Raw genomic sequence first — 24,585 nt, 5'->3', positions numbered from 1 at the left:
ACATTTTGTCGTTATGTCAAAGCACTCCATAAAACTAATCATCCAACTTTAATGCCCCATCATAATAAAAATGATGAATCTCACCCAGCGCCACAGGCACATTTAACAGCTCACTCATGGGCAAAGCTTTAGCAAGCACATAAAGCATTTTTATCACGCCCCCATGACAAATCACACACGCTCGTTGTATGTGATGACGTTCACAAATGGCATTGATGTCGCTGATGGCACAGTTTATCCGTTTGCAAAAATCCACCACACGCTCAGCATTTGGGGGCGTGTACAAATGTGGTGTTTGCCAATATTGACTTAGCTCGTTGGGAAATTGAGCACACAGCTCATCAGTGCGAACATTTTCCCAATCACCAAAATCTATCTCCTGCAAATCATCCATCACAAACAAAGGTAAACGATACTGTGCCGCTTTATCCTGTGCAAAAAGCAAACAACGAGACAAAGGCGAGCTAAATATCGCCTGCCAATTTAGGGCATTTGTCCCAAAGGTGTCCGCCATCTGTTGATAGCCCTGTGGTGTCAAAGGGTCATCCGTGCGTCCACGCAGTACATTGCCCTGCTTTAATAACAGCGTTTGCCCATGTCTGATAAAAGATAATGCCAGCATTGATGTGCCTTAGGCGGTATCTGATTTGTTTGCCACGCCTGCACTGTCAAAGGTTGCCATGTTGGCATGAACATCGCACGCCAGTTTAATCAGCGTCAGACTTGCCAGTGCCCCACTGCCTTCGCCCAATCGCAAACCCAAATCCAATATCGGCTTAGCCTGCAAAGCAGACAACACCGCACCATGAGCCTGCTCCTGCGAGCGATGACCAAAAATCAGCCAATCTGCCACACCAGCATTGATGCGTATTGCTACCAGTGCCGATACAGTACTGATAAAGCCGTCCACCACCACCGGCAAACCAAGCTGTCCTGCCCTGATATACGCCCCCACCATTGCTGCCATTTCAAATCCACCCACACTCGCCAGTTGCTCCAAAGGCTTGGTTAAGTGTCCATATAACGCCACGGCTTTTTCCACAACGGCTGTTTTTTTGCTAAGCGTCTCATCATTCACCCCTGTGCCACGCCCTGTCATGCTCTTAGCAGATTGACCCAGTAGCAAACACGCCAATGCAGAAGCTGAGCAAGTATTTCCAATCCCCATCTCGCCTGCCACATAAATGTCCGCCCCATCTGCCACGGCTCGCTCCACACTTGTGCGACCAATCTGCAATGCCCTTAGGCACTCATCCATACTCATGGCAGGCTGTGTGATAAAGTTGTGCGTGCCATCAGCAATCATCTCATGCCTAACACCCATCATCTGTCCTGCATTTACCACCCCACAATTCACCACATCAATACTCGCCCCAACATGACGAGCCATCACATTCACGCACGCCCCGCCTGTGGCAAAATTAGCAAGCATTTGTTTGGTTACTGCTTGTGGATAAGCGGAGATTTGCTCTGCCATCACACCGTGGTCGCCTGCAAAAATCGCCACATAAGGGCGAGATATGGACGGATACACCACTCCTTGCATGCCTGCCAAACTTATGACAATTTGTTCCATTTGCCCAAGCGAACCTGTGGGCTTGGTTAGATTATTTTGATGAGCTTGGGCTTGGGTTTGGGCGGTTTGATTGATGATAAAAACAGGATTGTCATACCACGTCATGTGCTACTCCTTAATAAGATGATGCGATAATGGGCTTGGTGGCAAATTTGTAAATCGCCATGACGAAATGTTAAACTCAACCCTTTAATGTCATGGGCAATCCTGCCACACAAAACACCACCTGATGAGCAATTTGAGCAAGCTGTTGATGCAAAAAACCACTTTCGTCTACAAATCGCCGAGACAGTTGCCCCATTGGTACCACGCCTAAGCCTGTTTCATTGCTAATCATGATAACGTCATGGGGATAATTCTCCAACGCCAACAGCAAGGCTCGTTTTTGGGCAGTCAGCTCATCAGACGATAGCACGTTAGATAGCCATATTGTCAAGCAGTCAATGATGATGACGATGTTTTGTTGATGGATAAGCTCGTTTAGGACGTTTGCAAGATATTTGGGGATTTCTAAGGTTTGCCAATGCTCTGGGCGATGGCATTTGTGATGACAGATTCGCTCGTTCATCTCATCATCGTTGTGCTTAGGGTCGGCGGTGGCGATATAAATGACACTTTTTCCAGCTTGCTCCATCTGTTTGGCAAGCCGTTCACCGTGGGCTGATTTGCCTGACCTTGCTCCACCTAGTACCAAATATATCATCACACCCCCGATAACAAAAGCTGATACTCACAAGACAGCTTGCCTTGGGGCTGTGTTGGCACATAAGTACCAAAAATCAGTTTATCCACCAAAAATGTTTTGGGTGCTACCTGATTTGTCTGTATGATGTCCAAAATGTCTGCCATGGGATAATTATCCTGATAAAAGCCAAGCGTAATATGTGGCACATAAACAGCAGGAGAGATTTCTTGATGGGTGGCACTTAGAGTTTGGCGAATGTCATCAAACACAAAGTGGGGATTGATTTTAATGTGCAAACTGTTATCAAAGGTCCCAAGTGATGAAAAAGACAGCTCAAAAGGCGGTAAATTTAACCGTGCCAATGCTTTGATTTGCTCTGCCAAATCTACTTGACCAAAATCATCTGCCCCACAAAAACCCACCACAAACACCGTGATATGAAACACACGTTCATAATTGGGGGCAAGTATGTTGCAAAACTGCTCACGCAACTTTTGGCAGTAGTAAGCTGGCTCATCAGGCACAGGCACATACCAAAGACCAAACGCCATGCGTCCTTTGTGCCATTCATATAAAGCCGTCAGATCATCACACGTTGGCACTTTGAGCGTGTACACCAAGTGTCTCCATGTCCCATCTGGGCACACACGCCACCGACAAATCGTCCGCCTGACCCAATGCCAAACGACAAAAACCTGCATAAGCTATCATCGCACCATTGTCAGTACATAGATGCAACGGGGCGTAATGCACGCTTGCACCTATCTTGGCAAGCGATTTTTCAAGCTCATCTCGCAGTGTCAGATTGGCAGACACGCCTCCTGCGATGACCAGTTTTTTTAGCCCTGCTTGTTTGAGTGCTTTGGTGCATTTTTTGACCAGCGTGTCTATGACTGCGTATTGAAAACTTGCTGCAATGTCCGCCCTAACCACAGGGTCGCTGTCTGAGTGCGGTGTATCTTTAATCAGATTGTGTACGGCTGTTTTCATGCCACTAAAACTAAAATCTAGCCCCCTGCCCATCATCGGACGTGGCAACTCATAAGCATGGCGATTGCCCCCTTTGGCAAGTCGCTCCACATTCGGTCCACCGGGATAAGCAAGCCCAAGCATTTTGGCTGTTTTATCAAAACACTCGCCCACCGCATCATCAATGGACTGCCCCAAAATCTCATATTGACCCACGCCATCGGCTCGCACCAGCATGGTATGACCCCCTGAGACGAGCAAGCACACAAAAGGAAAATCCAGCTGTTGCTCGTGCGTTTGTATCATCGGTGCTAACAAATGCCCTTCCATGTGATGTACACCAATGGCAGGCACACCCAACCCAAAGGCAAGCGTTCGCCCAAACAACGCCCCCGTCATCAACGCCCCAATCAGCCCCGGGCCTTTGGTATAAGCCACAGCGTCTATGTCAGATTTGGTGATGTTTGCCTGAGCAAGCAATTCATGGAATAATGGCACAAGTTTACGAATGTGGTCGCGACTGGCAAGCTCTGGCACTACCCCGCCATAAGTGGCGTGCAAATCTATTTGACTGTATAGCACCTGAGCTAACACACCGCCTTTGCCGTCATTTAAAGTGCTGTCATAAATGGCAAGTCCTGTCTCATCACAGGATGTCTCTAAGCCTAATACTTTCATCATCATCTCAATATACGTTTGACACATTATAACACAGCTTGCCAAGACTTAGGTTTTGTGGTAATTTTAAAATTTGACACCAAAGTGCTTTGACTTGGGCTTTTTGTCATTGCTATTTTATCATCACCAAACCCAACACACTCATTAACCAGTAAGCCACCATGCCAAAACAACTGACCATCGGACTGACAGGCGGTATCGGTAGCGGAAAAACCGCCGTCAGCGACCATTTTGCCACGCTTGGTATAGACATTGTTGATGCTGATGTTATCAGCCACGCCATCACCGCTCACAACTCACCGATTTTAGGGCAACTGCAAGACGCTTTTGGTGTAGACATTGTCAAAAACGGCACACTTGACCGCTCACGCCTACGCAGTCTGGTATTTGATGACCCTGCCAAACTTGCTACACTCAACGCCATCACTCACCCCGCCATTCGTGAGCGTATTTTAACCAAGCTCAATCAAGCAACCAGTCCCTATGTCATTTTATCTGCCCCACTGCTGCTAGAAAGCATCAAAGGTGATGACAAAGGACTAACTGCCTTATGCGACCGAATTTTAGTGGTGGATGTGCCTGTGGACTTGCAAATACAGCGAGCAAGCAGGCGAGATGGGCAAAGCATACAGCAAATACAAGCCATCATTGCCAAACAGATTGACCGCCCCACTCGCCTTCATTTGGCAGATGACGTGGTGGATAATTCAGGTGATTTGGCGACACTATACCAACAGCTAGCTAAACTACATCAATATTATTTGACATTAAGCAGTCAAACATGATTTATCTGATTTTAGATGTGTATTATCAGCCTTGTGCTGATGGTACTGATGCCCATGTTGCTGGCATTCGCTTTTGTGGGGTGCAGGCACACACCATCTTAAATGAATATCGGCTGACCATCTCCAATGTCGCTCCCTATCAATCAGGGCAGTTTTATCAGCGAGAAATGCCTTGCTTGCTGGCACTACTGGCTCAAATTCACGACCCTTTTGATGTCATCATCATTGATGGCTATGTTTATCTTGATGGTTGGCAAAAAGCAGGGCTGGGCAAGCACCTATATGACCATCTACCCACCCCAACGCCCATCATTGGTATCGCCAAAAATCGCTTTTATGAGATTGATGAAAGTTTTGCGGTACATCGTGGCACAAGCAAACACCCTTTGTATGTTACCAGCATTGGCATAGATAACGCCCAAAACTTTGTCAAAACACTCTGTGGCTCTCATCGCTTGCCCAACATTGTCTCGCAAGTGGATAGATTAAGTCGCAATGTGGTCAATCAGCCATCATAACACCCAAATTTTAAGTTTGTCAGCAAATGCTTACATGCATTGACGATTTTGGCGACTTTTCATCGTGCTGGGATTTTGAGATAATACACCCATCAGCACAGGAACAGGCAAAAAAAACCTAGTAGTTTTAGGTAGGAATGCCGCAAGGACGAATCGCTGATGTTATGGAATGCCAGTAAGGACATACGCAAGTAGCAACACTCCCCATAAAGCCACAAGCTCCCCCAGGTTTGTGGCTTTGTTTTTTTAGTCGTCATATCAACAGCACAAATAAAAAGACAAACCCTAAGATTTGTCTTTTGTTGTTAATGCTGATTAAGCAGGGATACGCAACACTTGACCGACATAGATTTTATCAGGGTGCGATAATAATGGTCGGTTCGCTTCAAAGATTTTGTTGTACTCATTGGCATTGCCGTACATTTCTTTGGCGATTTTAGAAAGTGTATCACCTGATTTGACAGTATAAAAACGAGACTCAGGCTCAGGAGCTTCTACGGTGATGTTGTCTTCTACCTGAGCAACATACTGCACATTGCCTGCCGCCAAAATGGCTTTTTCGCGCTCAGCTTGTGATGGGGCAACGCCAGATAATACCACAGTATCAGTATCGCCGTTGTAGTTTACTGACAACTTGTCAATTTGAGCATTGGCTTGCACACGAGCAAGCAACAGATTGGCAATCTCTTGGGCGGTTGGCTCGGCAGGGGCAGATGGTGTGGCAACTGGTGCTGGGGCAGGCGTGTCTTCTTTTTTATTGCGGTTAAAAATCTTATCGCCAATATCTCTGGCAAAACTAAAAATACCCATGATGTCTCCTAAGGGTTGGTGAGTGAATTCATACTATCTTATTATAAATCCACCCATCTTGCAGTAATATTTGGCATAAAATTGTTATGCTTATGTAGTCATATCTTGCAAAAACCCTACCAACAAAAAAGCCACTGTCGCAAGTGGCTTCCGTCGGACTTAACCGGGCTGATTATAGCTTAGCAGTTACATAGTCAATCGCTTTTTGAACCGTGGTCAGTTCAGCAGAATCTTCGTCAGGAATGGTAATGCCAAACTCATTTTCAAATGCCATCACAAGCTCAACTAGGTCAAGTGAGTCAGCTCCTAGGTCGTCCATAAAAGACGCAGAATTGTTAATATCATCAGCGTTAAGTTGTAGCTGTTCGGCAACGGCGGCTTTTACTTTGGCTTCAATGTCGCTCATGGGAGTATCCTTTTTTGGGGTTAATGAAATGCCATCACATCAAAGATGATTTATGACAAGGTTGGCGTATGATAAAACATTTTTGCAATTTGTGCAAGTGCTTAGGTACGTTTGTTCACATTTAAATTGGCTGATGATTTGGTGTGTTGATTTTATCATCTTCATTGACACAGTACCAAGCCACGCCCACCTTTAAGATTGGTTCGTTTACCATCACCAATCAAACATCACATATACATACCGCCATTGACTGCCAAGACTTCGCCTGTGATATAACTGGCGTCATCACTTGCCAAAAACGCTACCGCCGCAGCAATCTCATGGGGCTGACCCATGCGACCCACAGGCACGGCGTCTAACATGGAGCTGATAAGGCGTTCATCTAGCTCTTCGGTCATGTCCGTCTCAACAAAACCTGGGGCGACACAGTTTACTGTTACACCACGAGAACCAATCTCACGAGCAAGCGAACGGGTGAAACCTTCGGCACCTGCCTTGGATGCTGCATAGTTGGCTTGCCCTGCATTGCCCATTTGACCAACCACAGACGTGATGTTGATGATACGTCCAAAACGAGCTTTCATCATGCCACGCACCGCACGTTTACTCATGCGATAAATGCTGGTTAAATTGGTGTCAATCACACTTGCCCAATCATCATCTTTCATACGCATGAGCAATCCATCTTTGGTAATGCCTGCGTTATTTACCAAGACATTGATGCCACCATAAACACTGTCTATCTCTTCAAACAGTTTATTAATGGCAACTTCATCGCACACATCAAGCACACGCCCAATGCCACCTGACTCACCCAAATACTCAGCGATGGCTTCTGCCCCTTTTTCACTGGTGGCAGTACCAATGACAAAATGACCATCTTCGGCAAACCGTTCAGCGATGGCACGCCCAATGCCACGACTTGCCCCTGTTACTAAAATGATTTTACGACTCATGTAATTTCTCCAATTTTTCTAAACGAGCAAGTTTGTCTGTTGGTAAAGCGGTGATGGGTGTTTGTTGGCGTTTGGCAAGATTGGATAATACGTTGCCTGGCCCACATTCTATGATAAGGTCTATGTGTTGTTCTGCCATTTTTTGCATGGTTTTTGACCATTGAACCGGCATGGACAACTGTTCGGTTAAAGCGGTTTTGATGTCGCTGACCGCTCTGTGAACTTCTGCATGGCGGTTTTGAATGACAGGGATTTGGGCTTGATGAAAGGAAGTATCCGCCAAAAGTTCAGCCAATTTTTGACTGGCAGGATTCATCAGTTCGCAATGCGATGGTACAGAGACTTTAAGCGGCACAGCCTTTTTGCCAAGATTTTCAACTGCTGATAACACATGAGATACACCCACCTGCGTGCCTGCAATGACCACTTGTCCTGGGCTGTTAAAATTGGCAGCATTCACACTGCCTGCTTGGTCTTTGGCATCATCACACAAACTGACCACCTGCTCATCATCTAAGCCAAGCACAGCCGCCATCTGTGTATCCATGCCTGCCACCGCATTTGTCATCAGTTTGCCACGCTCATGCACCAGCTTGACCGCATCACTAAGACTGACCACACCGCTTGCCACCAGTGCCGAATACTCACCCAAAGAATGTCCCGCCAAATACAAAGGGCTAATCCCTTGCTTATCTAGCTTATCTTTGACAATTCGCCAAATCGCCACACTTGCTGCCAATAATGCAGGTTGAGTAAATTTGGTTTGGTGCAAACGTGTCTCATCATGGGTAATCTCCCACAAATCAAAGCCCAACGCCAAACTTGCTTCATCAAAAGTTGCTTTGATGACTTCAAAATGCTCAGCAAGCTCATTCATCATGCCTACCGTCTGCGACCCTTGACCGGGGAACACCACAGCGATACGTTTATTATGCTCAGTCATAGATTACCCATCTGTATTATTTGCTTAGGTGGCTCATTGTACCACAGTTTAAAGAACATTTGTAATGTATGTTTTTTAATCAAATAAAAAAGCCAAGTCCATGAATTCACACAACTTGGCTTTGATACACCATAGACTAATATAGAATTAGGCTTCTTCTACGGCTTTTACTTTAAATAGCTGGCGACCACGATAAAAGCCATCTTTGGTGGCGTGGTGGCGAATGTGTTTTTCGCCTGTGGTGCTGTCAATGCTCAAAGTAGCAACGCTGATACGGTCATGTGAACGACGCATGTCTCGGCGTGAACGGCTTTTACGGTTTTGTTGAACTGCCATGATAAACTCCTAAAACTGGTGTAAGGCTTCGCCTAAAATCGGTTTTGTGTCTTTATAGTCATCAGCATCATTTTGACCCTAATATCACAAGACGCATTAAACGGCATATTATACCCAAAAAATCTAGGATTTTCAAAGAAAAACATAAAAATTTATCATTTTTTATGAAGGTTTACTTTTTAAGCTTGCCAACACCGCAAAAGGGTTGTCATCATCCGCCTGCTCAATCTCGCCCACACTATCGGTCAAAAGCTCACAATCCTCATGACGAAAAGAAAAAGGATTGAGTAATAACAGCTCATCTTCTATTAAATCTTTGATGGGCAAATGCGTAGGATTGCCAAGCTCAGACAAAAACACATAGTCTTGGTCTTGGATTTGGGCTACTTGGTCTTCATGCTCTATAATCGCCATTTGATAATGTCCCGACACGTCCATTTGTGCCGACGTAAGACAGCGTTGGCACGACACGGGCAATGTCCCTTTGACATCATAAGTCAGCCACAAAATACCATCTTGACGAATAAAATCCACCGTCAATGATAAGGGGGTATCTTGTAAAATTTCACCAATCAGGCGAGAAAATTCACTTGCCAGTACTGTGCCTTGCCAATGAAAGCCTAATTTTGCATATTTATCCAAGCCAATGTTGGCAGGTAGGGTTTTTTGGGTCATCGTTGCTATCCAAATAGTTTATTTGATTGTAACAAAAAAGATGATGAATGGCTAGGCGATATTTGTCAAGCTTTATGTGAAGCGATGAAAACATCAGATTATCATTGCTTTTTATAAAAAATTTGGGTAAATTAGCGGTTTGATTGTTTTTTAAAAGGAAATTTTATGCCTGCTTTACGCCAAGATATTGACCCTGATGGCTTGTTGGAGTATTCAGTTGTCTATACTGACCGTGCCTTAAACCATATGTCAAAAGCCTTTCAAACTGTAATGACTGACCTGTCCGCCATTTTAAAAACACTCTACCAAGCAGACGGCGTTGCCATCGTACCAGGCTCTGGAACATTTGGCATGGAATCAGTCGCTCGTGCCTTTGCCACCGACAAGGACGTACTTATCATCAGAAATGGTTGGTTTAGCTATCGCTGGACACAAATCCTAGATACAGGACGTATTGCCAAAAGTAGCACCGTGTTTAAGGCACGCATGACAGATGACAGACCCACCTTTGCCCCTGCCAACATAGATGATGTCATCGCTCATATTCACGCCCACCGCCCAAATGTGGTATTTGCTCCACACGTTGAGACAGCATCTGGCATGATGTTATCTGATGAATATATCAAAACCTTAGCCCAAGCGGTGCATGATGTCGGTGGGATTTTGGTGATTGACTGCATTGCGTCAGGCTGCTTGTGGCTAGACATGAAAGAGCTTGGCATAGATGTGCTGATTTCTGCCCCCCAAAAAGGACTGTCTAGCACGCCTTGCTGTGGACTGGTCATGCTCTCTGAACGTGCTAAAACCTTATTGGCTGACAGCCCCAGTACAAGTTTTGCCCTAGATTTAAAGGCATGGGCAAACATCATGACCGCTTATGAAAATGGTGGGCACGCCTACTATGCCACCATGCCAACTGATGGCTTAAAACAGCTTAGAGACACCCTACTTGAATGTCAAAACATCGGTTTTGACACGCTCAAATCCGCTCAAATCCGCCTAGGTCAAGAAATACTCACCGTTTTAACAGATAAAGGCGTACACAGCGTGGCAGATTCCACCCATCAAGCTGTTGGCGTGATTGTCTGTCATGCTCCTAGTGATGAAATTCACAAGGGCGTTGCCTTTGGTCAGCACGGCGTACAAATCGCAGGTGGCGTGCCTTTGCAAGTTGGCGAACCTGCTGATTATAAAAGTTTTAGAATTGGGCTGTTTGGACTGGACAAACTGACCGACATAGATGGCACGGTTGCTCGCTTTAAACAAGTTTGTGATGTGGTATTTGCTTGATGGCTCTTCACAACAAAAAAGAACAGGAAAAAAACCTGTTCTTTTTATTTATGTGTTGTTTGCTTATTTATAGTAGCTGACAGACACTTCAACACGGCGGTTTGGCTCTAAGCAGTTGATGAGCGATTGATGAGACTGCTTGTTGCTACACTCTTTGACAGGCATGGACTTACCGCCACCTGTGGCGATGATTTGAGCAGGATTAACCCCCTTTGAAATCAAATATTCACGCACGGTTTGAGCTCTTAGCATGGACAGATTCATGTTGTACATCTCATCACCCAAACGGTCGGTATAGCCTGTGATGACGATTTGACCAATCTTATCGCCATGAGCCAAAATTTGCGTGGCAATTTCGTTTAATTTACCACGTCCTTCGGCTTTCATGTGCGACAGTTGCCATTTATCAAAATCAAACAAAGCATCCGCACCTAGCCCAAAATTATCATGATGAAGCTGCACACCCACCACAGAATTAGCAACAACAGGTGTCATGGCTGTGTGAGCTGATGAAGGTTTGGCATAATTAGCACAATCTGCTGGCAACCAATAAAATTCTTGACCTTTGTAATCTTTGTCAAAGATGACTTTATATTGGCAAATTTTTACAGAATTGTCCGCTTGGTAAAACTTTAAGATATAATCCCATTCACGGGCTTTTTGGGCTTCGCTAAAATGGGGGCGACCAATCAGCTGATACAGCTCATCTTTTGAAACACCTGCACGGATTTTAGATAAGTTTTCACTATTGGGAAATTGACCATCTTTTTGCCATGCTTTATCCAACTGTGGAAACACAATGTCATCTTGTGAGCTGATACGACCGTCATCGCTGATGTTTTGGCTAAGATGTTTTGTGCCCATACAGCCTGTCAAGCCAATACCTGCCACAAGTGCCAAGGTGGTAAGTTTTATCATATTCATATTTTATCCTTTTTTTAAAATACCACCCAAAAGTGGTATTTTATCATCATTAAACCAATCAAAACCAATATTAGAAGTGGAAGCCTGCACCGATTGAGCCGCCTGCATTGCCTTGGGTATCAGCAGAACCACTGATTTTTAGCACCCAGCGACCATTATCAGACAGTTTAGACAGACCTACTGCCACCGCACCTTCACCATTGTAGCTGGCAACACCACCTGTAATCATGGATTTACCTGGCAGATAAGCCTGTGGCAAAGATGCCATTGCCATCGCTGATGACACACCTGCATTTGCATCGTCTGCCACATCGTTGATGCGGTTGTTTAGCTGATTGCCCATATTGATGGTGTTATTAGCAACATTGGTAATCGCTTCATTGGTATAATAAAGCTGTGAACCGTTAATGGCATCGGTACTATTGGCTGAGACAACACCTGCCGCCACGTTTTGAATTTGGCGAGTTTGACCGCCTTCGGTACCAACACTGACCACACCAACAGGAGCAGTTCTACCAGACACGCCCACCACATTGTCATCATTAGCACCTGCATAGGTATAATGTTCACCTTTGGCTTTTGTGTGTATACCTGCTGACGATGACTTATCACCCAAGAATACAGAATTAGCAACTGTTTGCTTCACTTCATTACCCAACACAAAGGTCTTATCAGTCGTAACAGTGTTATTATTACCTACACTATAACTGTTAGCACCATTGATGATACTTGGGTCGCCGATGGCACCAGAATTCTCACCTCTGACAATATTGCCCGTACCGATAGCAATGGCATTTTTTGCCAAAGCCTGCGAACCCTTACCAAAGGCAAGCGCATTTTCGCCTGTGGATTGGGCTTCATAACCAACAGCTGCGGCAAACTTGCCTGATGCAGTAGAGTCTTCTTTATGAGTATCTGTACCTGCAATATTTTGTTCACCCGTACCATCATTAACGTGGAAGAACTTAATGCCGCCTTCATTCATGTTTTTAATGGCGGTGATGATGGTGTTGTCAGTTTTAGCTTTGTTGTCTTGGACATTGTAAGTTTTTAGAGCGTCTGCCACATCAATTCTGTTGCCTTGATTGTCTGTTACAACATTGCCTTGACTGTCAAGTACTTTGCCATCTGCACTGCTGCCACCAATGACCGTGTTATAGTTATGAGTGATGTTGGTTACATTGTTTTGTACAGTTGCCAAATCACCAATGGTCGCTGCATTGCTACGCTCAGGTGCACTAGCGTCAGCTTTGATGTCGTCAAGCGTCTTGCCATTTAGACCGCTTTTTAGGTTGGTGATTTGCTGGTTACCTGCGTTGATACCGCCAGCGGTTATCTGTACATCGCCCACTTTAACGCCTGCATTATTAACCACAGTATTGCCCGCAGTTACACTATTAACGGTAAGGTCATCAGCCGTTGCCACCGTAATATTTGTACCATCGTTGGTGATTTTGATGTTACTGCCATCAATAAAGTTCACCGTATCGCTTGGCTTAACGTTGGTTTTATTACCAGCGTTGGTTTGCACATTCCAACCTGCGTTGGCGGTAGTGTTAATAGAAGCAATGGCGTCATGGATATTACCCTTGCCTGTGCCACCGATGTCTGCGTTGGTATAAGCACCTGTGGCTGGGTCATAAGTGGTATTACCACCAATGATATTTTTCACCCCTTCACCATGAGCATACAACTGACTGCCGTTAATAGCGTCTTTGGAATTGGCGGAGACATCGCCCTTGGCAACATTGGTAACTTTCTTGTTGTTGGCATTTAAACCAGTGCCAGAAATATAGGTTTTACCACCAACTTTAACACCTGTGTCATCTAGGATAACTTGGTTAGTGCCTGTACCCACTGTTACGCTATCAAAAAGAACATCTGGCTTAGTAGCAACGTTATAAATGGTTTGACCATCAGCACCTGTACTATAGGTTACCGCCATGTTATTACCAGCCTGTACTTCAGTTTTAGCAGCTTTGGCAGTTTTTTGCACTTCTTTTAACTGGGCGAAATTTACTGCGTCTGTATCAACAGTGCCTTCGGCAACATTGGTGATTTTGTTACCACCATTATTTAAACCATTGGCTGTTAGTTTCACATCAGTAACAGTATTATTACCAGCAGGGGCTTTGATGATAATACCTTCATTATTGACTGTAGTATTGCCTGTAGTAACACTATCAATCGTAATATCTTTAGCAAGTTTAATATCTAATGCGCCGTCTTTGGCAACCACACCAATATTACTATTTGATAGTTTATTTTCATCAGTTATACCACCTTTAATGGTAGTTGTTTGACCTAATTTACGATTAAATAAACCTGTATCACCTGCAAATGCTAATGGATTATTAACCGCTGTATTTAAAGCATTTAGTGCATCACCTACATTCTGTGCTTTAATAACAGCACCATCAGCTGGATTGGTAATATTATAAGTTGGTGCGTTGATTGTGCCATCAGCATTTATGCTTGCACCGCCACCCAATGTATCTGCTACACCTTTCAATTGGCTTACATTAACAGCGTCAGTATCTTTTGTACCTGCTTTAATATTCGCCAATGTTGTAGGTGTGATTGTACCATCAGCATTTTGCATAGAAGCAATGATGTCTGTAGCTGGAACTTCTGTACCTGTACCTGCTTTGTTATCAAAGAATTTATCACCTACTTTATAAACCTTGGTGCCATCTGCTTTGGTATAAACCACAGGCAATTGCGCAGATTCAGCCAAACCTTGGGCGTTGACATTGACCTTAAAAGTTGTCTTATCACCATCAGTTTCGCTAGTAATGGTTGTACCCACCCCATCAGCAAAATTTACTGTATCATAAGTTCTAACAAAATCGGTAGCATCTCCATTGGTCTGTACATTCCAACCAGCATTTAGCACATCACCAACAGTTGCGGCGTTGTTTTTGATAGTATCTGCATTGGTGGGGGCTTCTTGAGCCTTGGTGGCGTTGCTTGGGCTACCTTGGATGGCAGTATTGTTTTGTGTGGTTGGTAGGTTGCTTGCTACATCAGCAATCACTTTATTGCCTGCATTGATACCATTAGATTTGGTTATACTAGGACCGTCAATGATTGTTAGGCCTTCATTGTTGACTTGAACACCACCTGTAGTAACGCTACCATCATTGCCAAGATCAATATCTTTAGCAAGTTTAATATCTAATATGCCGTCTTTGGCAACCACACCAATATTGTTGTCAGTAAGCTTGGTAGACTCAGTTACACCCCCTGTTAGCTTGATGGCTGAACCCAATTTACGGTCAAATGCATCCCCAGCATCACCACTAAAACTCAATGATTGATTGACAGCCGTGTTCAAACCAGCCAAAGCATCACCAACATTGTGATATGTTGTTGTATCACCCAGTGAAGGGTTACCATCAGTTAAGGTATAAGTTGGTGCTTTAAAACTGCCATCCAAATTCACTTGGGCACCACCACCTAAGGCAGTAACTGCACCTTTAAGCTGACTGACATTAACAGCATCCGTATCATTAGCACCTGCTGCAACATTAGTTAATGATGTTGGTTTAACAACAGAACCATCGGCAGCCTGCATGGTAGCTACAATATCACCCGGGGCAATTTGATCGCCTTGACCGTTTGGCTCATCATAAAACTTACCATCAGTATGTTTATAGACCTTGTTACCAAAGCCATCAGTATAAACCACAGGCAATTGCGCAGATTCAGCCAAACCTTGGGCGTTGACATTGACCTTAAAAGTTGTCTTATCACCATCAGTTTCGCTAGTAATGGTTGTACCCACCCCATCAGCAAAATTTACTGTATCATAAGTTCTAACAAAATCGGTAGCATCTCCATTGGTCTGTACATTCCAACCAACATTTAGCACATCACCAACAGTTGCGGCGTTGCTTGTTATGAGACTCACATTATCAGGTAGGGTTTGCTTAGTGGTGACATTGCTAGGATTACCAGGTCCAGCCGTGTTCTCGCTTTGAGTTTTTGGCAGATTTCTACTCAAGCCCCTGATGTTTCCAATATTTCCGCGACCATCAATGATAATCCGACTGCTACCACCCGATGTACCAATTGCCACAACCTCATTCAAATCAAAGTTCACATCATTGCTATCATCTGCTTTACTGATCACGATGTTACCATCGGTATTCTTCAAATCCACAGTTGCACCTGACTTCACTAGCGATCCGTTACGACCAGAAGCTGTCAGCGTAAAGCCGCTGTTGTTGATGGCGTTGGCAATGTCTCCGGCAGTCGCCAGCTTGCCTTCATCTCCGCTAGCCACACTCACGCTACCGGCATTGGGCTCTCCCGCAGCCACAACTGTAATCGGTGCCGTATTGACCTTCAATGCACCAGTCTGATTTTTTACGATGGTGGTGTTATCAGCAGGTGCAATTTGATTAGCAACTGCTTTTAACTGAGCTACGTTGACGGCATCGCTATCTTCAGAACCAGCAGCCACATTGATGATTTGGCGAGTAGCAGCGGCTATTTGGGTGTTACCCAAAGTTCTAGCTTCTGTACCTACAGAAACTGCTCCCAAATTACCCTTAACAGTCGCACCTACCGCTTGTTTATCTGTATTACTAGCATGACTTAATGCATAAACTTGATTGGCATTAACGGTAGCAGTATCAGAAGTAGCTACATTATTAGGCGTTAAAGCAGCACGGTTGGCCTGAGAGAGTGTACCTAACGCCACTGAATGGTTGGCAGAAGATTCGGATTGAGAGCCCAAAGCAACTGCTAGCAAACCCTGCGATTTTGCAACAGAACCGATAGCCACGCCACCAGCAGCAGTATTAGCAACATTTGCCTGTGCACCGATAGCGACACCTTGTCCAGCTAGGGATTTAGAAGCATCCCCAAGTGCCACAGTACCACGACCAATACCCTGAGCATTACGGCCAATAGAGATGGCAGCCTTACCTGATGCTTTGGTCGTCTCCGAACCGATAGCAATCATACCTTCACGGTCGCCAACACCATCGCCTGCTAACAATTCTGTTTTAACACCACGACCGATTGCAATAGAGTCTTCAACAGGTGCTTGTGCCAAACGTCCAATCGCTACCGCGTCATTGCCAGAAGCATTTGCCCATTCACCCATAGAGATGGTGTTACGTGCATTAGAAAACACATCACCATCAATCACTCTGGTAGCTTCGTTATTGGGTGTATTTAATTTACTGGCTCGCCCAGCATGGCGACCAATCGCAATATTTGAGCTACCCGAGCTATAACCACCTGCATCTTTACCGATAGCAACGTTATCATGTCCTAACGCATTAACCCCTGCACGTGAAGAAATCGCCGTATTGGTGTTACCTGTAATAATGGCATTATCAGTCGCTCCCTGCCCAGCAGAAAATGTCTCCATAGCAGTTTTAACGGTAGTATTTGTTTTATCTACACCACCTGTTTTATTACCAATGGCGACACCTTCACCATAAGTGCTGTTATAGCCACCGCTACCTGCCTGATAACCAATATTAACACCGTAGTTATTATTGATGGTGTCTTTACCTGCTTCATTGCCAATACTGGTTACATTAACCAAACCGCTGGCATTGGTTTTGCCTGCTTTGGTGCGGTCTGCAACTTGGTCAGAGGTGCCTTTATTAGCTAAGTCCACACCTGCTGAGCCAGATTGTCGACCGATGGAAATGACACCCAAATCCGCAGAGTGGGCGTTTTTACCAATGGCTATTGTATCAGCACCGGCTGCCACACTCATATCACCACCTGCAAATGACGATGCACCAGAAGCAGTATTACCCACACCAAAAGCAGAAGCACGCTCACCACTTGCGGTTGCGAGGCGACCCACCGCAGCAGCATTGAGTGCACTTGCCACAGAGCTTTGACCAAAGGCTTGGGCTCCTTCTGCTTCCGCTTTACTATTGTTGCCAATCGCCGTTGCTCCTAGACCAGTGGCTTTAGATAAATTACCCACTGCCAAAGACTGCTTTCCAGAAGCAACAGTATCGTTACCAAGTGCAGTAGCATCAAGCTCAGAAGCTAGTGAGCCTTCACCAACTGCGGTAGCACCTGTTGCAGAAGCAACAGAAGTATCGCCAACCGCAACCGTACTGTTGGCAGAGGCGGCACTATAGGCACCCACTGACACACTACGATATGCTTGAGCATCTGCAGCAACACCAAGAGCAGTAGCGCCGACACCAGCGGCTTTGGTATAGGTACCGACTGCGGTTGAACTATTACCGGAAGCATAGTCACCACCAGTTTTCACGCCATTAGCAAAAGTTGCCGTTCCCTTACCAGCACCGTCACCCAGCGACACAGCGGAAGTGCCTACCGCATGGCTGTCATTGCCACCAGCAAAAGAGTTTTGGCCTGAAGCTTGAGAGGCTTGACCCACTGCAGCAGCGTTAATACCTACCGCCTTACTGAAAGAGCCTACAGCCACAGAACCCTGGCCAGTAGTAGAAGTGGTGGCCTCTGTACCAATAGTTACAGCATGGGTAGCACCAGCATGAGTCCGTGCACCAATAGCAACAGAGCTTGCACCGGTTGCTCTGTATTTTGCCTCAGCCGTGTTAGCGGTGGAATCATAGTTGGCATGCAAACCGATAGCGATTGCACTTCCTGAACCTGCATTAGCTGTATTGCCCATGGCAACAGAGTTGTCGCCCAGCGCACGGGTACCGTTACCAACAGCAGTGGAGGTATTGCCGAATGCTTTAGCCTGCTGACCAATTGCCACGCCCGCAGCTTTGGTGGTTAAGGCACGATGACCAATAGCAACACTGTTAGAAGTTTCAACATAATTTACTTCTTTAGTAGCATTAACAGAATCAATAATGCTAACGCTTCTAGTTTTGGAATTAATCTGCAACTTAGTAGAACCATTATTTTCTGCAGACTCAATTGCTTCGGCTGCATTGGCATACGTACCGATGATAACATTGTGAGAGCCTTTCAAGTTCTCACCAGCACTGGTACCCATCACATTATTATTATTTACGTCCAAGCCATTTTTTAAGGCAGCATCACCAATGGCAACATTACGACCTTCTGGCTTATCACCCGCAGGTGCAGTAGCATTCCAACCCGCTTGACGACCGATAGAAACATCCCACCGAGCATTCGCCTGTGCATTTTGTCCCACCGCAATAGTTTGGTCAGAACCTGCCTTAGCCCGATCACCTACTGCAACGGAAGAAGTGCCTGCGCTGCTTGCTGATATGCCGACGGCCACGTTGCTTTCGCCGGTATTGGTGGCACCCTTACCAAGCACAACAGATTTGGCAGTCTTAGTGCCAGGCGTATCTTCTGTTTTCGTACTAACATCACCGCAGATGACACTTTCACTAGTAGTATCGTAGTAGCATGCTTGGTCGGTACCATTTTGAAATTCAGTACCATTAGCAGCCATTGCCTGCCCACTCACCAATATCAACGCTGACACCAATGCCGTATAAGTAAAACGCACCGCCGTAAACACGCCATTACTTAGTGTACCAACCACACCTGATGACGATGATGATTTGCCCTTAGATTTGGCGTATTCGCAAACCGCCGTCCAAGTGTTGGTTTCTTTGTTCCAAACAACACGATAAATTTTGTTCATAAAATCATTTCCAAAAAGACAGATGACACCCAACCAGAACAAAGTTCTTTTGTTGGAATTTTCTTGCTGTTTTGGCGGAAGCAATTTTTATGCCAATACCACAAATCGCCCGTTGTGCTTGCTTGCCCTGCTTTTTGGATGATGGTTTATTTGCATTTTTTCTCAGACGAACGGTAACAATTTGTTTATAAAATAATCAAACGGCAGTAATAAACTGATGAGTGGTGTGATATTATTTTTGATAAAAAATACTTATCATTATGATAGATAACCAATAAAAAACTTATTATGGCCATAATATGACACTTTTTATGTTTAAATAATGACCAAAATAGTCATTAAGCAAAATATTGACAAAAAAGTGATGGTAAACTGACAATTATCCCACCCAATAAAAAAGGACGAATATTCGTCCTTTTGATTAATGATGGTGCAGTTGCCATTTTTGTTTAGGTAAAATCTGCAAAATTTGCTGATGATACTTTAATAAGGTAGAGCGATGACCCACGCTGATGATGGTTGTGGTTGGCAGTTTGGTGATGAGCAAACGATACAAAGCATCTTCTAAGCCTTCATCCATGCTCGCTGTCGCTTCATCTAAAAACACCACCGCAGGGCGATGTAGCAGTATTCGTGCCATGGCAAGGCGTTGTTGCTCCCCCAGTGATAAAACGTGCGTCCAGTCGTGTTCTTGATGGAGTTTGTCGGTCAGGTGTCCTAGTTGTACCGCACACAACAAATCTGTCATCTGCTCATCATTTGGCACGTTTGGCACAGGGTGGGGATAATATAGGGCATCTGGTAGCCGTCCTTGGGGCAGGTAAGGTTTTTGGGATAAAAACAATGCATTGGTTGGGCGAGCAATCGCACCATCAGCATAAAACCACAGCCCCGCCACCGTTCGTAGCAAAGTGGTTTTGCCCGACCCTGATTTGCCTTGGATGAGCAGGCGTGAGCCTTGGGGTAAGGTGAGTGATAAACGCTCAATCAGCGTTGTGCCAATCGGTGTTTTCACAGTCAGCTCATCAAACACCACATCTGTATCATGATGACTGATGGTCGCCTTATGTGGCGTACTGGCGGCACTGACTGCCTTTTCAAAACTTGTCAAACGGTCAAGGGTGGCTTTATAGCTGGCAAAATCATCATACACATTACGAAAATAGGATAAGTTGCCATGCAGTCGCCCAAACACTTGCATGGTCTGCATCAAATCACCAAGTTTAATCTGCTCAGAAAAATACCGCCCCACTTGTATCAACAGCGGAAACACCACAGAGATTTGGGTAACCACCAAGTTAAAGCCTGAAAACTTTAAGGTGCGATAAACAATCGCCCACATATTACTAATGACTTTGTTAAATTCTTGGTATAGGCGGTTTTTTTCTACTTTTTCACCAGCATAAAAAGCAATGGACTCGGCGTATTCTTTGACACGGATTAAAGAATAACGGTAGTTGGCGTTAAATTTTTCGTTATCAAAATTTAATCTGATGAGCGGTTTGCCCAGCCACACCGCAATCACCGTGGCGATGATGACATAGATAAACACCAAAAACACCATCATTTTGGGAATCTCAACACCCATCACATTCATCGCCCCTGCCAGCCCCCACAGCAGTATGGTAAAAGAGATGATGGACGTAACTGCAGAGATGACCCCTGTGGCAAAGGACAAAGAGCGTTTGACGTACTCTTGGACATCGTATTGAATGCGTTGGTCGGGGTTGTCTAGCTCGCCAAAGGTTTGCTGGGTTTTATAATACGCTTGATTGGCAAGCCATTTTTCTAACAGGTGCTTGTTGAGCCACTCTATCCAGTTAATCACAAAACGCTGTTCGGCATAATAGGTCAAAAGTGCGTTTGCTACGGCGGCGGCTGCAATGAAACAAAACACCACCATCTGCGTCCAAAATACCTGCTGATTCATGTCTTGTAGTGATGAATACATGGTGTTATACCATTCACTATGAATCAAACTAATTCGTACTTCTAGCAGGGTGAGACTGACAATAAAGGTGAAAAACAATATGGGCTTGATACTGCGTTTTGGGGTCAGATAACCATGAGCCATAGACCAAAACTGCCTACCCCAATGCGTAAAACGTATCAACAAAAACACCGCCATGCTAAATACCACCGCCGTGATACCCAGACTTTTTGCTATCCAAATTGCTGATTCTATGAGCTGTTTTGACCAGTCCACGCCGCCACCTTTTATTCTAAAAATGCATTATTATATCATGCCAACACAGTCAAAAGATGGGGGATTTATCAGATATGATTTGTCAGTGAAAATTCATATGCCGTTTTATGATGATTTTAATTATATCAAGGCAGATACACCACAACCATGACACCACTCATACACCCCAGCAAGTGTCTTGATGTGGTGTGTCGCCCACGCCACAAGCTCATCATCACCAAAATCATCCAGCTCATCTTTGATCATCATCAGCCCAAGCCGATAATAATCATCTTTATCCAGATGGGGCATATCATCATCTAGCCTGCTAATGGGCATGATGTTATCTGGCTGGAGCGTGTTAATTTTGGTGTCTTTATGCCAATAATAGTAGCCATCAAACGCTTTTGTGTCAATCATGGTGAGCCATTCATTAAAATCAGATAAACTGCTTGATGAATATTTGGCTTTATAACTGTGCCAATCCAAACTTATCACAAGGCGATATTTATTTAAAATCACGCTGATTATCGGCGCATGAGCCAAATATTGCTCATATTTATAATAAGCAAATAAATGACGGCGAATCTCCCAACCATTGCACCAACTTTCAATATGGGGTTTGGCAAATGTTGGGGGCAAATTGGCATAAATGGCAAAAATAAAGACTTTGAACCTTTGCCAGCTTTGTTGATGATTTGCCTTGATGTCATCTAACTTATCAGGGCAATATAATTTTAGGTCTTTGATTTGAGAATAAGGTTTGTTCAAAACATCAGCATGAGTGGATTTTAGCATGATTGGTTGTCTTTTTTGATATAAAACACATGGGCATGTCCGTACCATTTTTCATCAGGATTGTAGGTCAAATAAACCACATCACCCACCGCCAATTTATGACCACCTAGCCCAAATTTGGTGGGATTGCCCGATAAATAAAACGCATCAGCTTGCCAGTTGTTGTATTGGATTTGACTGACGACACCACATGTTTGGGTTTGATTGTTTGATAACCGCCATAACACAAGATGGCTAGGCATCATCACAAACAGCACCACAGCCGCCGCCATCACCACCACGACCGCTTTATTGGAAAATTTGGTTTGATGGTGGCATTTGATTTTAAACACACAATAAAACACCACCGCCAATAACAACAGCCCAATCAATGACATCCACCCTTGATAAGTATCATGTTTTAGCCAAATCAATATCGGCAACAATACCGCCCATATCAACAAGCTTTGTTTGATGTCTTTATTGAGTGTCATTGGTTGCCTTTAACCAGTTGATAAAACTAAACGCCCCTTGCTCTTTTTGGTTGTCGCCAAATTCATAAAAGCGTTTGCCCACCAGATTGTCAGGCAAATACTGCTGTGGATAATAATGATTGGGATAATCATGCGGATAAACATAATCCACGCCATAGCCTGCCGACTTCATCAACGAAGTTACCCCATTTCTTAGGTGTAATGGCACAGGCGAATGGTCATGTTTGACAAAGGCAAGTGCGTCATTGATGGCGGTATAAGCGGTGTTGGATTTGGGGGAAGTTGCCAAATAAATCACCACTTGGGCTAAGATAATGCGAGCTTCTGGCATACCCACAGACTGCACCGAACGCAACGCCGTATCCGCCAAAAGCAGAGCATTTGGATTGGCAAGCCCAATGTCTTCACTTGCCAAAATCACCAATCGCCGTCCGATAAACGCAGGGTCTTCACCGCCATCTAACATACGAGCCAACCAATAAATAGCCGCATCAGCGTCCGAACCACGCACCGATTTGATAAAAGCAGAGATAATATCATAGTGCATATCACCCGCCTTGTCATAGCGTGGCAATACGGTTTGGGCAATGGTTTGTATCAAATCATCATTGATGATGAGCGTGTTGTGATGAGTGTTTTGACAGGCGATTTGCAAAAGATTTAATGCCTTGCGAGCATCTCCACCTGCAAGTGTGGCAATCTTGGTAAGGTCGCCTTGTACCTTGATGTTTTTTAAAAATGGGTCGGTCGCCAACGCCCTTGATAATACCCCCGTAAGCTCGTCCACCGTCAAAGGCTCCAATTTATAAACCTGACAGCGAGACAACAAAGCGGTATTGATACTAAATGAAGGGTTTTCGGTGGTCGCTCCGATGAGCGTGATGTCGCCTGCTTCTACCGCCCCAAGCAAAGCGTCCTGCTGAGCTTTATTAAAGCGGTGAATCTCATCAATAAACACCACAGGCGAACCAAAATTTAAGCCATCTTTGGAACTGATAAGCTCTCTTAGCTCCTTGACGGTCAAATCAAGTGCTGACAATAGATGAAACTGCCTATCCAAAGTACTTGCCAACAGACGAGCAAGCGTGGTTTTGCCAATGCCTGCTTCACCATGCAAAATCAAACTGGGCAGATACCCTGTGGCAAGCATACGAGTGATGGGGGCGTTTTTGCCAAGCAAATGACGTTGTCCGACAATCTCATCAATGGATTTTGGTCGCATTCGTTCGGCAAGCGGAGTGTTTGGTGTCATCTGTTTATCACAAAATATCCATCAAGTCAGCAAATTTACACACCCAATAAATCAGGTAACACTGCATTGATTTGATTTAAGTTTAAAAGCTCATTATATTGATAAATATGTGAAAATCAAACCTTTATCAACCTAATAAATAACTCTCGCCCTGCTCGTGGTTTCACCGAATTATAACAACCTGCCATGATGTCTGTGTCAAAATACGGCTCAAATAACGCACGATATTCCGCCAAACTGCCCCCAAACGGCGGAGAATTAACAAATTCACAATCAAACAGCACGCCCACCAACTGACCCTTATCTTTTAATAAGCGGTGCATTTGTCTGGCGTATTCATCTCGCCTTGTTGGGTCAATGGCACAAAAAAAAGCCTGCTCCACCACAAGGTCAAACTGTCCAACATCAAATTTGTGCATCTCAAAAAAGTCATGACAAAGCAAATGTTGGGGATTAAATGTGGGATTGGCTTTGGCAAAATTATCCAACACCGATGACACAAAATCCACCACATACACCTGACTAAAACCAAGCTCGTGCAAAAAAATCGCTTCATGAGCATTGCCTGCTCCTGCAATCAGTATGCGAATGTCTTTATTGACATGCGATAAAATATGATGAAAATACGCACGCATTGGTGGTGATACCACACCCAAATCCCAACCTGTTTGGGCGTTATCATAACGGTCTTGCCAAAATTGAACTTGGTTGATGTCAGCCATCAGC

General features: G+C 44.7%; 21 protein-coding genes. 3 read left to right on the top strand and 18 right to left on the bottom strand.

What is annotated here, in order from left to right; genetic code table 11:
* Positions 1-34 precede the first annotated feature (34 nt).
* The 5 genes from CEW93_RS04440 to tsaD form a co-directional block, all read right to left on the bottom strand.
* Entirely contained in the window at positions 35-622 is a 588-nt protein-coding gene (locus CEW93_RS04440; protein ID WP_089539960.1) for a histidine phosphatase family protein, read from the bottom strand.
* Positions 623-631: 9 nt separating this feature from the next.
* On the bottom strand, positions 632-1,681 hold the full coding sequence (gene cobT, locus CEW93_RS04435; RefSeq protein WP_089539958.1) for a nicotinate-nucleotide--dimethylbenzimidazole phosphoribosyltransferase: 1,050 nt from the start codon (positions 1,679-1,681) through the stop codon (positions 632-634).
* A 76-nt stretch (positions 1,682-1,757) separates the two neighbouring features.
* Positions 1,758-2,279 (bottom strand): bifunctional adenosylcobinamide kinase/adenosylcobinamide-phosphate guanylyltransferase, encoded by a 522-nt coding sequence (gene cobU / locus CEW93_RS04430; protein WP_089539957.1) that lies wholly within the window; start codon positions 2,277-2,279, stop codon positions 1,758-1,760.
* Positions 2,279-2,878, bottom strand: a complete 600-nt coding sequence (locus tag CEW93_RS04425) for a 2'-5' RNA ligase family protein (protein ID WP_186727896.1) — start codon at positions 2,876-2,878, stop codon at positions 2,279-2,281. The genes cobU and CEW93_RS04425 overlap by 1 nt, the downstream gene beginning before the upstream one ends.
* Entirely contained in the window at positions 2,850-3,908 is a 1,059-nt protein-coding gene (gene tsaD, locus CEW93_RS04420) for a tRNA (adenosine(37)-N6)-threonylcarbamoyltransferase complex transferase subunit TsaD (RefSeq protein WP_089540048.1), read from the bottom strand. The genes CEW93_RS04425 and tsaD overlap by 29 nt, the downstream gene beginning before the upstream one ends.
* Before the next feature lie 161 nt (positions 3,909-4,069).
* Here tsaD and coaE point away from each other — a divergent pair, with 161 nt between their 5' ends.
* Both coaE and CEW93_RS04410 read left to right on the top strand, forming a co-directional pair.
* On the top strand, positions 4,070-4,693 hold the full coding sequence (gene coaE, locus CEW93_RS04415) for a dephospho-CoA kinase (protein ID WP_089539954.1): 624 nt from the start codon (positions 4,070-4,072) through the stop codon (positions 4,691-4,693).
* Positions 4,690-5,211 carry an endonuclease V gene (locus CEW93_RS04410; protein WP_089539951.1) on the top strand — a complete coding sequence of 174 codons (522 nt, stop codon included), beginning with the start codon at positions 4,690-4,692 and terminating at the stop codon, positions 5,209-5,211. The genes coaE and CEW93_RS04410 overlap by 4 nt, the downstream gene beginning before the upstream one ends.
* A 315-nt stretch (positions 5,212-5,526) precedes the next feature.
* Here the strand turns inward: CEW93_RS04410 and lysM are convergent, their stop codons facing one another.
* From lysM to CEW93_RS04380, 6 genes are all read right to left on the bottom strand, one after another.
* The gene (lysM, locus tag CEW93_RS04405) at positions 5,527-6,021 is read right to left on the bottom strand and encodes a peptidoglycan-binding protein LysM (RefSeq protein WP_089539949.1); all 495 of its coding nucleotides are present in this window, start codon (positions 6,019-6,021) and stop codon (positions 5,527-5,529) included.
* 172 nt (positions 6,022-6,193) lie between these two features.
* Positions 6,194-6,427 carry an acyl carrier protein gene (acpP, locus tag CEW93_RS04400; protein WP_089539947.1) on the bottom strand — a complete coding sequence of 78 codons (234 nt, stop codon included), beginning with the start codon at positions 6,425-6,427 and terminating at the stop codon, positions 6,194-6,196.
* 227 nt (positions 6,428-6,654) lie between these two features.
* A complete protein-coding gene (gene fabG, locus CEW93_RS04395) occupies positions 6,655-7,383 on the bottom strand; it encodes a 3-oxoacyl-ACP reductase FabG (RefSeq protein WP_089539945.1) in 729 nt (242 codons plus the stop codon).
* Positions 7,373-8,326 carry an ACP S-malonyltransferase gene (fabD, locus tag CEW93_RS04390; protein WP_089539943.1) on the bottom strand — a complete coding sequence of 318 codons (954 nt, stop codon included), beginning with the start codon at positions 8,324-8,326 and terminating at the stop codon, positions 7,373-7,375. Before fabD ends, fabG begins: the two co-directional genes overlap by 11 nt.
* Positions 8,327-8,473: 147 nt before the next feature.
* The gene (gene rpmF, locus CEW93_RS04385) at positions 8,474-8,662 is read right to left on the bottom strand and encodes a 50S ribosomal protein L32 (RefSeq protein WP_089539940.1); all 189 of its coding nucleotides are present in this window, start codon (positions 8,660-8,662) and stop codon (positions 8,474-8,476) included.
* Positions 8,663-8,824: 162 nt separating this feature from the next.
* Positions 8,825-9,337, bottom strand: a complete 513-nt coding sequence (locus CEW93_RS04380; protein ID WP_089539939.1) for a DUF177 domain-containing protein — start codon at positions 9,335-9,337, stop codon at positions 8,825-8,827.
* 165 nt (positions 9,338-9,502) lie between these two features.
* Here CEW93_RS04380 and CEW93_RS04375 point away from each other — a divergent pair, with 165 nt between their 5' ends.
* Complete coding sequence (locus CEW93_RS04375) at positions 9,503-10,627, top strand: aminotransferase class V-fold PLP-dependent enzyme (RefSeq protein WP_089539936.1); 1,125 nt, start codon at positions 9,503-9,505, stop codon at positions 10,625-10,627.
* 63 nt (positions 10,628-10,690) lie between these two features.
* Here CEW93_RS04375 and CEW93_RS04370 read toward each other — a convergent pair whose 3' ends face one another.
* From CEW93_RS04370 to CEW93_RS04340, 7 genes are all read right to left on the bottom strand, one after another.
* A complete protein-coding gene (locus CEW93_RS04370; RefSeq protein WP_089539934.1) occupies positions 10,691-11,551 on the bottom strand; it encodes an OmpA family protein in 861 nt (286 codons plus the stop codon).
* A 70-nt stretch (positions 11,552-11,621) separates the two neighbouring features.
* Entirely contained in the window at positions 11,622-19,151 is a 7,530-nt protein-coding gene (locus CEW93_RS04365) for a YadA-like family protein (protein ID WP_146416642.1), read from the bottom strand.
* Between the two features lie 421 nt (positions 19,152-19,572).
* Positions 19,573-21,357: an ABC transporter ATP-binding protein/permease gene (locus tag CEW93_RS04360; RefSeq protein WP_089539295.1), complete on the bottom strand. Its 1,785-nt coding sequence runs from the start codon at positions 21,355-21,357 to the stop codon at positions 19,573-19,575.
* Between the two features lie 120 nt (positions 21,358-21,477).
* A complete protein-coding gene (locus CEW93_RS04355; protein ID WP_186727895.1) occupies positions 21,478-22,134 on the bottom strand; it encodes an HI_0552 family protein in 657 nt (218 codons plus the stop codon).
* Positions 22,128-22,607 carry a hypothetical protein gene (locus CEW93_RS04350; protein ID WP_089539297.1) on the bottom strand — a complete coding sequence of 160 codons (480 nt, stop codon included), beginning with the start codon at positions 22,605-22,607 and terminating at the stop codon, positions 22,128-22,130. The genes CEW93_RS04355 and CEW93_RS04350 overlap by 7 nt, the downstream gene beginning before the upstream one ends.
* Positions 22,594-23,859: a replication-associated recombination protein A gene (locus CEW93_RS04345; protein WP_089539298.1), complete on the bottom strand. Its 1,266-nt coding sequence runs from the start codon at positions 23,857-23,859 to the stop codon at positions 22,594-22,596. The genes CEW93_RS04350 and CEW93_RS04345 overlap by 14 nt, the downstream gene beginning before the upstream one ends.
* Positions 23,860-23,975: 116 nt before the next feature.
* Positions 23,976-24,581, bottom strand: coding sequence for a methyltransferase domain-containing protein (locus CEW93_RS04340; RefSeq protein ID WP_089539299.1), 606 nt, complete (start codon positions 24,579-24,581; stop codon positions 23,976-23,978).
* Between the last annotated feature and the right edge of the window lie 4 nt (positions 24,582-24,585).

The organism is Moraxella sp. VT-16-12, from assembly GCF_002224245.2.
Lineage (GTDB): Bacteria > Pseudomonadota > Gammaproteobacteria > Pseudomonadales > Moraxellaceae > Moraxella.
The sequence above is the reverse complement of the archived record's forward strand: the minus strand, read 5'-3'. Positions and strand labels throughout refer to the sequence as shown.

Excerpts from the sequence above, each read along its gene's own strand:
- CEW93_RS04440 (WP_089539960.1), bottom strand. The coding sequence starts at position 622 with ATGCTGGCATTATCTTTTATCAGACATGGGCAAACGCTGTTATTAAAG.
- cobT (WP_089539958.1), bottom strand. The coding sequence starts at position 1,681 with ATGACGTGGTATGACAATCCTGTTTTTATCATCAATCAAACCGCCCAA.
- cobU (WP_089539957.1), bottom strand. The coding sequence starts at position 2,279 with ATGATATATTTGGTACTAGGTGGAGCAAGGTCAGGCAAATCAGCCCAC.
- tsaD (WP_089540048.1), bottom strand. The coding sequence starts at position 3,908 with ATGAAAGTATTAGGCTTAGAGACATCCTGTGATGAGACAGGACTTGCC.
- coaE (WP_089539954.1), top strand. The coding sequence starts at position 4,070 with ATGCCAAAACAACTGACCATCGGACTGACAGGCGGTATCGGTAGCGGA.
- CEW93_RS04410 (WP_089539951.1), top strand. The coding sequence starts at position 4,690 with ATGATTTATCTGATTTTAGATGTGTATTATCAGCCTTGTGCTGATGGT.
- lysM (WP_089539949.1), bottom strand. The coding sequence starts at position 6,021 with ATGGGTATTTTTAGTTTTGCCAGAGATATTGGCGATAAGATTTTTAAC.
- acpP (WP_089539947.1), bottom strand. The coding sequence starts at position 6,427 with ATGAGCGACATTGAAGCCAAAGTAAAAGCCGCCGTTGCCGAACAGCTA.
- fabG (WP_089539945.1), bottom strand. The coding sequence starts at position 7,383 with ATGAGTCGTAAAATCATTTTAGTAACAGGGGCAAGTCGTGGCATTGGG.
- fabD (WP_089539943.1), bottom strand. The coding sequence starts at position 8,326 with ATGACTGAGCATAATAAACGTATCGCTGTGGTGTTCCCCGGTCAAGGG.
- rpmF (WP_089539940.1), bottom strand. The coding sequence starts at position 8,662 with ATGGCAGTTCAACAAAACCGTAAAAGCCGTTCACGCCGAGACATGCGT.
- CEW93_RS04380 (WP_089539939.1), bottom strand. The coding sequence starts at position 9,337 with ATGACCCAAAAAACCCTACCTGCCAACATTGGCTTGGATAAATATGCA.
- CEW93_RS04375 (WP_089539936.1), top strand. The coding sequence starts at position 9,503 with ATGCCTGCTTTACGCCAAGATATTGACCCTGATGGCTTGTTGGAGTAT.
- CEW93_RS04370 (WP_089539934.1), bottom strand. The coding sequence starts at position 11,551 with ATGAATATGATAAAACTTACCACCTTGGCACTTGTGGCAGGTATTGGC.
- CEW93_RS04365 (WP_146416642.1), bottom strand. The coding sequence starts at position 19,151 with ATGAACAAAATTTATCGTGTTGTTTGGAACAAAGAAACCAACACTTGG.
- CEW93_RS04355 (WP_186727895.1), bottom strand. The coding sequence starts at position 22,134 with ATGCTAAAATCCACTCATGCTGATGTTTTGAACAAACCTTATTCTCAA.
- CEW93_RS04350 (WP_089539297.1), bottom strand. The coding sequence starts at position 22,607 with ATGACACTCAATAAAGACATCAAACAAAGCTTGTTGATATGGGCGGTA.
- CEW93_RS04345 (WP_089539298.1), bottom strand. The coding sequence starts at position 23,859 with ATGACACCAAACACTCCGCTTGCCGAACGAATGCGACCAAAATCCATT.
- CEW93_RS04340 (WP_089539299.1), bottom strand. The coding sequence starts at position 24,581 with ATGGCTGACATCAACCAAGTTCAATTTTGGCAAGACCGTTATGATAAC.